The 10,917-nt window shown below is 43.3% G+C and carries 10 protein-coding genes; 2 read left to right on the top strand and 8 right to left on the bottom strand.

The window, feature by feature from the left end; translation table 11 throughout:
• Positions 1–250 precede the first annotated feature (250 nt).
• From RS891_RS08735 to RS891_RS08715, 5 genes are all read right to left on the bottom strand, one after another.
• Positions 251–1,291 (bottom strand): BMP family lipoprotein, encoded by a 1,041-nt coding sequence (locus RS891_RS08735; RefSeq protein ID WP_090895113.1) that lies wholly within the window; start codon positions 1,289–1,291, stop codon positions 251–253.
• Positions 1,292–1,868: 577 nt separating this feature from the next.
• Positions 1,869–2,228 carry a 50S ribosomal protein L20 gene (rplT, locus tag RS891_RS08730; protein ID WP_017689664.1) on the bottom strand — a complete coding sequence of 120 codons (360 nt, stop codon included), beginning with the start codon at positions 2,226–2,228 and terminating at the stop codon, positions 1,869–1,871.
• A gap of 88 nt (positions 2,229–2,316) precedes the next feature.
• Positions 2,317–2,520 carry a 50S ribosomal protein L35 gene (gene rpmI, locus RS891_RS08725; protein WP_017689665.1) on the bottom strand — a complete coding sequence of 68 codons (204 nt, stop codon included), beginning with the start codon at positions 2,518–2,520 and terminating at the stop codon, positions 2,317–2,319.
• A 24-nt stretch (positions 2,521–2,544) separates the two neighbouring features.
• Positions 2,545–3,039, bottom strand: a complete 495-nt coding sequence (infC, locus tag RS891_RS08720) for a translation initiation factor IF-3 (RefSeq protein WP_024628309.1) — start codon at positions 3,037–3,039, stop codon at positions 2,545–2,547.
• A gap of 310 nt (positions 3,040–3,349) precedes the next feature.
• On the bottom strand, positions 3,350–4,588 hold the full coding sequence (locus RS891_RS08715; protein WP_099854876.1) for a glycosyltransferase family 2 protein: 1,239 nt from the start codon (positions 4,586–4,588) through the stop codon (positions 3,350–3,352).
• A gap of 713 nt (positions 4,589–5,301) precedes the next feature.
• Between RS891_RS08715 and RS891_RS08710 the strand changes: the two genes are divergently transcribed.
• Positions 5,302–5,829, top strand: coding sequence for a phosphatase PAP2 family protein (locus RS891_RS08710; RefSeq protein ID WP_063564190.1), 528 nt, complete (start codon positions 5,302–5,304; stop codon positions 5,827–5,829).
• Positions 5,830–5,879: 50 nt separating this feature from the next.
• Positions 5,880–7,028 (top strand): MGDG synthase family glycosyltransferase, encoded by a 1,149-nt coding sequence (locus RS891_RS08705; protein ID WP_113051607.1) that lies wholly within the window; start codon positions 5,880–5,882, stop codon positions 7,026–7,028.
• A gap of 83 nt (positions 7,029–7,111) precedes the next feature.
• On the opposite strand, the gene RS891_RS08700 is transcribed toward RS891_RS08705, so the two are convergent.
• The 3 genes from RS891_RS08700 to RS891_RS08690 form a co-directional block, all read right to left on the bottom strand.
• The gene (locus RS891_RS08700; RefSeq protein WP_397333602.1) at positions 7,112–8,665 is read right to left on the bottom strand and encodes an ABC transporter substrate-binding protein; all 1,554 of its coding nucleotides are present in this window, start codon (positions 8,663–8,665) and stop codon (positions 7,112–7,114) included.
• A gap of 107 nt (positions 8,666–8,772) precedes the next feature.
• On the bottom strand, positions 8,773–9,612 hold the full coding sequence (locus tag RS891_RS08695; protein ID WP_371121667.1) for a carbohydrate ABC transporter permease: 840 nt from the start codon (positions 9,610–9,612) through the stop codon (positions 8,773–8,775).
• Positions 9,613–9,701: 89 nt separating this feature from the next.
• Positions 9,702–10,607, bottom strand: a complete 906-nt coding sequence (locus RS891_RS08690; RefSeq protein WP_113051604.1) for an ABC transporter permease — start codon at positions 10,605–10,607, stop codon at positions 9,702–9,704.
• Positions 10,608–10,917: the final 310 nt, after the last annotated feature.

The following is a 10,917-nucleotide window of genomic DNA, read 5'->3' as shown; positions in this document are numbered from 1 at the left end:
GCGGTACTTTTTCTTAGGATCATCGAATCCTTCAGTTTCACCGAAACTTCTGCATTCCATAATCTTAAGAAAAGCTCCTACCGGAGCGTTGATACGAAGTCTTCTCGCTTTTACCATGGGCTAATGCCCAAGCACATAATGCAAAGCTTGTACAATTGTTATGATGACCTGAGCAAATTTTCCTGCTCTGACAATCATAAGGCCGGTCAAGACCGGCCTCGATGATTATTCATTTTACAGCAGAATCAGATTACTCTGTAGGAACTTTGATTTCGCCGTTGATGATTTTTTCTTTGTATTCGTCCACTTTTGCAAGGATATCAGCAGAAACATTTTTCGTAGAAGTATCAGCGACACCTACACCGTTTTCTTTCAAAGTCAGGTTCTCAGCTCCGCCTTTGAATGTACCATCGATGATTTCTTGGTTTACGCGCTTAACAGCTTCGTCTACTTTTTTGATCATGGAAGTCAGTGTTACATCATCACCAAACTCCAGGGATTGGTCTTTATCTACACCGATAACCCAAACGTCTTGACCTTGTTTCTTACGAGCGATTGCTTCGTTGAACACACCATTACCAGTAGCACCGGAAGCGTGGAAAATGATATCTACGCCTTTGTTGTAAAGTGTAGCTGCTGCTGCTTTACCAAGGTCAGGCTTATCAAATGCACCTGTGTAGTTGGAGATGAACTCAGCATTAGGATTAACAGCTTTAACGCCTTCTCTGAAACCTACTTCAAACTTTTTGATCAGTGGGCTTTCCATACCGCCAACAAAACCAATTTTGTTTGATTTAGTTGTCAGACCAGCTACAACACCTACCAAGTAAGAACCTTCTTCTTCAGCAAATGTTACCGATTTAACGTTAGGAGCATCAACAACACTGTCGATGATCGCGAGTTTGGAATCAGGATTTTGTTCAGCTACAGTCTTGATCGCATCAGCCAATTGGAAGCCGATACCCCAAGTCAGATCATATCCACCTTTAACGAACTCGTTCAGGTTTGGAATGTACTCTTCATCGGATTTACTTTGCAGGTATTTAACAGCTACACCTGTTTCAGTTTCAGTTGCTTGCAGAGCTTCCCAAGCGGATTGGTTAAACGATTTGTCGTTAACTCCACCTACGTCAGTAACCATACCGATTTTCAAATCGGATTTAGCTTCAGTGTTTTCGCCACCTGTAGTTCCTCCGGCATTTGTTTCCTCTTTCGGTTTGCTACCGCAACCTGCGAGCATAACCGATACTGCCAGCAACATGACCAAAGACAAGCTGAGCATCTTCTTCATTTCTCTTGTTCCCCCTTAATGATATATACCTAATTCCTGTCCAGGCCAAAATGGATCGGATCAACAGATCGATAATATGGCTTTTATGCAGAATGTATGGTTTATTCGACATTATAAGCGCATTCTTACCCTTAATGATTGTGTCACCTGTCGAAAAACCGAACATTATGACTTGAAGAGAAATTTTAGGACTAGCCTACTAGAGGTGATTATACATTCAACCCGTGGTAAAATCCAGATGTTTCATCACCAAATCTCACTTATTTTTGCTCTTTTTTTATTGAAAGCGCTTAATAATTTAACGATTTAACACGCTAACGTTACAACGATGTGATGTTATATAACAAAAACATATCACACTTCCTAGAAAGATGTGGAATTCATCTGTTTTCATTTGCATTATTTCAACGTTCGTATTTTATGTATTATCACAGCCTGTTATTCACCCGTTACATGCTTTCATTGTGTCCCTATAGGCTGCAGCATATTCGCCTCGCACAACCTGACTCTTTGGAGTAGAACACTCTTTAAGCCGTAAAAAAAGCCGCCATAGGTACGGCGGCTTGCATAAACAATTTTAAGCGTTGATTTTACCTTTAGCTACAGTAGCCAAAGAGTTGAACGCATTGATGTCGTTAACGGCCAGATCAGCCAACATTTTGCGGTTCATGTCTACTCCAGCAAGTTTCAATCCATGGATCAGTTTGTTGTAAGACAAACCATTCATACGTGCTGCAGCATTGATACGAACGATCCACAGTCTGCGGAAGTTACGTTTTGTGTTGCGACGGTCACGGTATGCGTAAACCAGGGATTTCATTACTTGCTCGTTAGCTGTTTTAAAAATACGGTGTTTGGAACCGAAATAACCTCTTGCCAGTTTCAAAACCTTTTTATGACGACGACGTACTACAAAACCGCCTTTTACTCTTGCCATATTAAAGAACCTCCCAAATAAATATAAATGTATCCGTGGTATGTGTACGGCCGTAGCCGATCCCCCATACGGAATGTACTAATTAGAATTAGCCTTTCAAGTTAGCCAAACCTTGTTTCAAACGTCTAACATCCCCGGCAGCCATAACTGGGTTACCGTTCAGAACGCGCTTAGCACGTTTGGATTTGTGGGAAAGCAAGTGGTTTTTGTGAGCTTTGTAACGCAGGACTTTACCGGAACCGGTAATTTTGAAGCGTCCTTTCAAACTGCTGTGTGTTTTCATTTTAGGCATTTTGTGTTTCCTCCTCCAATGTTATCAGGCTTTAGGAGCCAGAATCATGATCATACTGCGGCCTTCCAATTTTGGCTGACGTTCGATGGTGCAGAGTTCTGCAACTTCCACCTTAACGCGTTCCAAAATCCGTTGACCAATGGCGGCATGCGCAATTTCACGTCCGCGGTAACGAACGGAACATTTTACCTTGTCGCCTTCTTTCAAGAACTTAACTACATTACGAAGCTTCGTTTGATAATCATGCTCCTCAATATTGGAACGGAACCATACTTCTTTAATGTCAACAATTTTCTGGTTCTTACGGGCTTCTTTGTCTTTCTTTTGTTGCTCATAGCGGAATTTGCCATAGTCCATGATGCGGCATACCGGCGGTTTAGCCTGTGGTGCCACATTGACCAGGTCCAAGTTCAGGTCAATCGCCATTTGCAGTGCTTCCCGAATCGGCGTGATCCCAATTTGTTCTCCTTCAGCTCCGACAAGGCGTACTTCCTTCGCCCGAATCTCATCATTAATCATGTGATCTTTACTAATAACCGTCCACCTCCAGGTCATTTTGAATATCCTGTTACACAAAAATAAAAGGGATGCCGGTTAAGCTACCGACATCCCTGTAATCAACACAATTCTTCATGAGTAAACACTTCATAAATTATTGGGATCGTTGACCAGCCAACATGTTTGTTGATCAGGTGAGAAGTCGGACTTCTACTTGTGATTCCATAGCTATTCATTTAACGCACTTGAATACTATAACATCCTGCAAAATCATTGTCAACGTTTCTACAATGTTTTTTTCAAAAATGCTTTTATCCAAGTCAATCATTCATTATCCCTGCTTACTCTGCACCTCATCCAAACGTACAACACGTGTATGCTGGGTATGGCTCCATTGTTTGTTGTTCTGCGTAAAGAACGCGTAGAACGTAATTGGATACCATGAAAGAAGGTAAATCGGGAACAAGATTAGGTACAGATACACTTTGGCAAAAGTAACCTTTTCTAGCGCCATCGACAACAAGAATGTCAGGACATTCAGACCAATCGCTACGAATCCTACCCAAAGCGGGAAGTACCCGTATATGTTTGCGATATGTGGACCACTGAATATCGCAGTATCCACCCACAGGACAGCAGTCATCAGGAACGTAAGCAAAACAACGTACACGTTTGCTCCATACACAGCAAGGTCAAATTTCACCAAGCTTCTTTCCTTGATACTCTGCCACAGCAGCGGGAAGAAATATCTACGTGCAACTGTAAAGTGACCTTGCATCCAGCGAAGACGTTGTCTTGCTGAAGCTTTAAAGGTTAACGGCTTTTCATCAAACACTTTGGCATCATAGTTAAAGACAGGATATACATTACGCTGAACACTGCGCATCGTAAACTCCAAATCCTCAACAAGACTTGTAGCGCCCCAACCAATTTCCTTCAGCAGGTTGGTCTCGAAGCACATTCCAGTACCTCCCAGGAAATTCGCCATATTCAAATTATGACGAGACAACTGCCACAGACGGTTGATGTACCAGTAAGATACGCCATAAGCTGCAGTGATCCAGGAATCCTCAGGATTTTTCGTATCGATGTATCCTTGAATTACACGCGAACCATTGCACAAATCATCATTCATCTCGAGCAAGAAGTTACGGTCAACCAAGTTATCCGCGTCAAACATGACAACTGCGTCATACTGGCGTGGCAATTTCCACAGGTATTTAAGCATCCATTCGATGGCATACCCTTTACCTCTGAGATCAGCATTTGTACGTACACAAGCATTCAATCCATGCTGTCTTACAATTTGAGCCGTTCCATCCGTACAGTTGTCACAAATGACAAACACATCATACAGATCTTCCGGGTAATCCAGCTGTTTCAAGTTCTCCATCAAAGCACCAATAACTTGTTCCTCATTGTGCGCTGCGACGAGTACAGCGAAAGACTTTGTCGCCGGATAGTGTTTCTTTTTCTTTTTCTTAATCAGACCGAACAGCGAAAACGTGAATTGGTACACGGCTAGCAGTGCCAGAATGACCTGCATCGTGACGAATATAGCGTCCAACATCGTTCTCTGTTACCCCCTTTTTTTCAAAACCAGATTACTTTAAGTCGTTTCTCTTCCTGGATTCTGCACTTTTTATTTTTTTGTGATGCGCAGAATATGACCCTGTTCTTTTGTTTACTACGCAAATATTTCAGACAATGTTTCAAGCATGGTTGATGCCAGTTGGCTGCTTTATCGATTTTGTATTCTTTTCAGCCATTTGTCAAAACCGCAATTCCACTTCCTGAAGCAGAAATGTGAACTTTAAACGCTGAATAGGCACCTCGTGATACTCCAACCTCGCATTCATGCCTGTTATATCTTATTTTCAGCCGTTTACTTGATTTTTATTTCTAAAGTCCCTGCTTTTTTCATCAGGCTGATACATATCGACAGAGGCTCTATATCAAATAACGTAAACAGACCTCAAAAAGTTCAGTCTTAAACTCACATTTTTTTAACCACATTTCAGCCATGTTGAATCATTGTATCTTTTTTAGATCGTCCGAGTCAAAAAGTTAAGTTGGGTGCATATCCACTCTTTAACATGAATTTTACCTTCTTCACATGTGTTCTTCTTGAAAAGGACAACATTTAAAAATATGATAAACATATACCTGAAATAACCTCAAGTTCACGAAAAAACGGTTATATACTAATCAGGACGAAACCGGACACAGAAATTTACCGGAAATACTGCCGCCAACATGGGGCCTGACTGGCAGGAGGCCAATATGAGCCGTTTATTCGTAAAGTTCCAAGAGTATGATCGAAATGTATTTATGTGGATTAATGGTCGACTTCATAATCGATTTATGAACTTTTGGCTGTATTATTTCACCCATCTGGGAGGAGCAACTTCTTCTATTGCAGTATCCTTACTAATTTGGCTGCTGGCTCCCGCTCCTTGGAGTACAACAGGACTTCAGGCATGCATCGCTCTAGCGGTTAGCCACATTCCCGTAGCAATCGCCAAAAAACTGTATCCGCGCATTCGGCCTTATTTGGCCCTACCGGATACGATTACGTTTCGCAATCCCCTGACGGACCATTCGTTCCCTTCAGGGCATACTACTGCGGTATTCTCAGTTACGGTTCCTTTTATGACGATGGAGCCGTTCCTGTTGCTCTTGTTACTCCCTGTTGCATTAATTGTCGGATTTTCACGAATTTACCTGGGATTACACTATCCCTCAGATGTGCTCGCAGGTGCTACGATCGGTACTTTAGTCGCACTTGCAACAGTTGCTTTATGGACATAATGTGAATATGTTAGACTAAGGAAAACCTAGCAGGAACAGGTGAAGCAAGCGTGGAGAAAAAAAGAGTATTACTATTATCTGAAGGCTTTGGCGCTGGTCATACTCAAGCGGCATATGCGCTGTCCAGCAGTTTGCGAAAACTTTCGCCGAATGTGCAAACCAAAGTGCTTGAGTTGGGGAGTTTTCTGAACCCCAGAGTAGCACCACTCATCATTACAGCGTACAAAAAAACGGTCATTAACCAGCCCAAGCTCATCGGGTATGTATACAAGCACCAATATAAAAAATCCTTGAACCGGCTGACTACACTCGCGTTGCACAAACTGTTTTATACCCATACACGCAGTATTGTCCGTCAGCTTCGTCCGAATGTCATTGTATGCACCCACCCTATTCCCAGTGCCGTCATATCCAGATTGAAACGTCTGGGTGTGCAGGTTCCACTTTGTACAGTCATCACCGATTATGACGCGCACGGGACATGGATTAGCCCAGAAGTGGATTTGTATCTTGTTTCTACAGATGAGGTAAAGTCCAAATTAATGCTGCGGGGTGTATCTTTAGACAAAATTCGGGTTACCGGCATTCCGATCCACCCCAACTTTTGGGAACATCCAGGGCGGGATGAGATCCGAGGCAAATTTAATTTGAAGAACATGCCTACTGTGCTTGTCATGGGCGGTGGTTGGGGAATGCTTAGTGATGAAGTGGTTAACCAATTATTGACACGCTGGCATGAGGATGTTCAGATTATTTTCTGTCTTGGCCGCAATGACAAAAGCCGTATCAGCATGGAACAGAATCCGTTGTATCAAAAAGATAATATTCATATCATCGGTTACACCAATGAAGTGGACAAATTAATGGAAGTATCTGATCTCCTGATCACCAAGCCTGGCGGAATGACATGCAGTGAGGGATTGGCAAAAGGAATCCCCATGCTGTTCCATAATCCGATACCGGGTCAGGAAGAAGAAAATGTTCAGTATTTCACCGCACGAGGTTTGGGGGAGGCCATTACTTCCCTTGACGTTGTTGTAAAATGGATGAATAAACTGCTTCATAACTACCCTGACATTGTTCGCAAACGCAAACGCCACATGGCGCAGATTGCCAAGTATCACCCCATGCAGAGCGCACAAAGTATTATCGACCTACTGGACCTGCGTCCCTACTCGGCAGACCAAGCCGGACTGTAACGACTTCAAACAAGCCTGCATATACACAGTAAAGGTGCCTTCGAATCGAAGGCACCTTTTTTTAATATGAAGAAAAGTACAAACTATTGAATACCAGCTGACTTCAAGTAATCCTGCCACTGCTTGGTGTACTCAGTCTGGATCTTCTCAAGGCCTGCCTGTTTGGCTTTTTCCATAAATGTATTCAGACCCGCTTCTACATCATCCACCAATCCCACATTCAACGGATAGAGATACTGCTTTTCAACCTGCTCCAGTGCAGCTTTCTCAGCTTGGTATGGCGTCCAATCCTCAGCAAAACCAGTAAAGATATCCGGCTTTTTCATTTTGTCCAGCTCTTTGAAAATAGCCAGCACATCATCAAAGCTCTTATCATAGAGCATGAATTCCGGGTTACGCCAAGCCCAACCATTCATGCCTTCGCGCGGGAATCCATTGGTCTGGGCATCGCCCACCATTTTATAATAACCGTCTTGAACTTCAAAGTTCTTGCCTTCCACACCATATTCGGTAAGCCAGTTATAACGTTTGTCGGTAACTAGTTTCTCGTAGAATGCGAGTGCTTTCTCCGGGTTTTTGCTGCTGCGCGGAATTGCAAAACCATTGTGGATCGGGTGAACTGGTTGCGCAAACCCTTTGGCATTCGGGTAAGGGAAATAACCGAGTTTCCAATCCGGGTGAGTAGACTGAACCTTGATCACATCCGCATTAAATTTGTTCGGGTTCTCACCCGACAGTACAACAGCCGATTTCCCATTTTGCAGCAATGAGTTGGACGTATCTTTTACATTCAGCACGTTTTTCGGGAAAAAGCCTTTGTCCATCCAGCGTTTGTACGTTTTCAGGTCTTCCAGATGCTGTGCAGACCCCCAATAGGAAGTGATATTGGATGGTGTGTCATACATGATATCCAAACCATAAGGCAGCTGACCTGCCGTATTCACCAGCTTGGATGTCAATTGTCGAATGCCATGGGTATGGTTCGCATTGCTATCTGCAATTGGAATCATATTGGGTTCATTCTCTTTGATTCCCTCCAGATAGGCTTCGAGTGTCTCCAGAGATTCCGGTTTGGGCAGATTGTACTTCTCACGCAAATCCTCACGGTACGCAATACCCTCAGTAACATATTCAGTCCATGTCGATGGTACAGTGTAAATCTTGTCGTTGACTTTTACCGCGTTCCACATGTCATCAGGTACATAAGCTTTGAGTGCAGGTGCTGCCTTAGGCAATAGTTCATCTAGAGGCAGGAATGCTCCTTTTTTCGCATAGGACTGATAGAACGTCCAATCCGCGGTAAATATCAAATCAATCGGTTGACCGGAGGATAGCAGCAATTTGTATTTTTGATCCCAGTCTGTCCACGAGGTATAGTTAAATTTTACATTGACGTTCAGGTCGGCCTCAGCCAGTTTGTTGATTTCCGACTCAATCACTGGCAGATCCTTCGGTGCATCTCCAAGCATGTAGAATTGCAGTGTAACCTTCTCCCCTTTGTTTTCAGAAGAACCTCCCTGCTCACTTCCTTGCGCAGATCCCCCCGAACCGTTATTACATGCGGCAAGCACCCCGGCAAACAACATCAGGGCAAGTACCATAGACAGGTGCCGAATTGTTTTGTTACGCATACGCATCCTCCCTTTTTGTGGTCAACCTTATATGTTAGCGCAGACTCGCCATGGTTCAGACGCAGACGGACAGACAGCTATCCCGCATCTGCACCCACAGCGCGTGCCACGTTCTAACCTTTCACCGCACCAATGGTAAGACCCTTGACAAAGTAACGCTGTACAAATGGATACAGGAACAAGATCGGGCCAGTAACTACAATAGCCATCGCCATTTTGGTTGATTCGGTAGGTACATCCTGGCTAAGTGTTATGCCGGTACCAATCGCCATCTGGTCAATGAAGGTAATCGTGTTCATGGTGTTATATAGATAGAACTGCAGTTGGTACATATCAGGGTTGTTAATGAACAAGGATGAGGTGAACCAGTCATTCCAGTACCCCAGTGCCAGAAATAACCCTACAGTGGCAATGCCGGGCATCGCCAGTTTCAGTACTACGCTAAAATAAATACGGAAGTCATTTGCTCCATCGATTTTGGCGGACTCAATCAGCTCATCCGGAACGGCTGAACGAATGAAGTTTTTCATCAGGATAATGAGAAATGGCGTCATCAGTCCCGGAAAAATCAATACCGTATACGTGTCCGTAAGATTGAAATAATTTGCCAACATGATGTACCAAGGAACCAATCCCCCGCCAAAGAGGGTTGTAAAGTAGATGAAAAATGAGAAAGCGTTCCGATACTTGAAATCTTTGCGTTGCAGTACAAATCCCGCCATCGTAATAAGAAATAGTCCAAGGGCCGTACCTACAACGGTTGTAAATACCGTCACGCCGTAAGCTTTGAGCACCTGGGTCGGAAATTTGAACACCATCTTATAACCTTCCAGAGAAAAATCGGTGGGAAAGAGGTGATACCCATCTCTTACAATAGATTCGTTACTGCTAAATGAGCCTGATAAAATCAAAAGAAAAGGAATGATACAAATTAAGGAAAGAATCAGGATCATGCTGTAAGCGATGATTTGAAACAACAAGGTGAATTCCGTATCTCGGGCACGAGTATGCATAGTAGGTCTCCCTTCTGCCAATAGGCGTTTTAGAACAATGCGTAATCCTCATTCACTTTACGGATGATATAATTGACGGTCATGATCAGGATAAAACCGAACAGCGATTGATACAGACCAGCCGCAGTAGCCATTCCGATATCAAACGTCACTTTCAGGGAACGATACACATACGTATCGATGATATCGGTAGCGTTATATAAGACACCGTTGTTTCCAATGAGTTGGTAAAAGAGATCAAACTGTCCCTTCATAATGCTCCCGAGCGAGAATAACAACAGGATGACAAAAGTCGGTTTTAGCATCGGGACGGTGATGTACCAAATACGCTGAAAGATATTCGCCCCGTCAATCCGGGCGGCCTCGTAGTACTCATCACTGATCCCTGTAATGGCTGCAAGGTAGATTACCATGCTATACCCGAGATTTTTCCACAGATAAAAAATAATGATCAGGAACACCCATATCCAGGGTGTGTTGTAAATATCGATTGGACCTGCCTCAAAACGTTTGAGTACGGTGTTCACAAAACCGGATTCATAGTTGAACATGTTGTAAGCGATTACACTTAATAGAACAAACGAGATGAAATACGGTAAAAACATAACCGACTGCGTAATTTTCTTAAACATTTTCCCCCGAATTTCACTGAGCAAAATCGCACAGAAGATTGCTAGCCCGTTTCCTAATATAATGAAGGCCAGATTGTACCCCACCGTGTTGGTTGTCAGCTTCAGCAGCATTCCGGATTGCCACAGGAACTTGAAGTTCTCCAGTCCAACAAATGGGCTGCCGAACAAACCACCTTCAAAATCATAACGGGTAAACGCATAATAAATGCCGACCATCGGAAAATACGAGTTAATCAGAAAAAAGATCAGTGTAGGCAGCAGCATCAGAAACATGATTTTGTTTTTGTTCAATTCTTTGAGCATGGCTCGATCCCTCCCGAATTTCTTACGGCGCGGCGCGCAGTGGAGCTCTGTTTTTATTGTAGATGCCCTAAGCGCTACCGGATACTGAATCATTCGGCCAGATCATGAACGATTCTGCGAAACGGAATATGAACAATATGAACGAACACTGAAATGATGCCTGAGCGTTCACAAAAGTTGATATCGTGCATAGGTTGAACGGAGTGAACAATAAAGCGAAAGTTGAACTTTAGCTAAGGAAATCGGGCATAGCATGCCGTTCTCCGTTGATGTAAACGCATACATAATATATAATTCAAGATACATCCGT

Origin of the sequence: Paenibacillus sp. BIC5C1 (assembly GCF_032399705.1) — a bacterium.
Lineage (GTDB): Bacteria > Bacillota > Bacilli > Paenibacillales > Paenibacillaceae > Paenibacillus > Paenibacillus taichungensis_A.
Note: the sequence above shows the minus strand (reverse complement) of the source record. Positions and strands in the feature narration are given on the sequence as shown.

Bases quoted from the DNA above. Each gene is read 5' to 3' on its own strand.
- rpmI (WP_017689665.1), bottom strand. From the start codon at position 2,520: ATGCCTAAAATGAAAACACACAGCAGTTTGAAAGGACGCTTCAAAATT.
- infC (WP_024628309.1), bottom strand. From the start codon at position 3,039: ATGATTAATGATGAGATTCGGGCGAAGGAAGTACGCCTTGTCGGAGCT.
- RS891_RS08695 (WP_371121667.1), bottom strand. From the start codon at position 9,612: ATGATCCTGATTCTTTCCTTAATTTGTATCATTCCTTTTCTTTTGATT.
- rplT (WP_017689664.1), bottom strand. From the start codon at position 2,228: ATGGCAAGAGTAAAAGGCGGTTTTGTAGTACGTCGTCGTCATAAAAAG.
- RS891_RS08735 (WP_090895113.1), bottom strand. From the start codon at position 1,291: ATGAAGAAGATGCTCAGCTTGTCTTTGGTCATGTTGCTGGCAGTATCG.
- RS891_RS08690 (WP_113051604.1), bottom strand. From the start codon at position 10,607: ATGCTCAAAGAATTGAACAAAAACAAAATCATGTTTCTGATGCTGCTG.
- RS891_RS08715 (WP_099854876.1), bottom strand. From the start codon at position 4,588: ATGTTGGACGCTATATTCGTCACGATGCAGGTCATTCTGGCACTGCTA.
- RS891_RS08710 (WP_063564190.1), top strand. From the start codon at position 5,302: ATGAGCCGTTTATTCGTAAAGTTCCAAGAGTATGATCGAAATGTATTT.
- RS891_RS08700 (WP_397333602.1), bottom strand. From the start codon at position 8,665: ATGCGTATGCGTAACAAAACAATTCGGCACCTGTCTATGGTACTTGCC.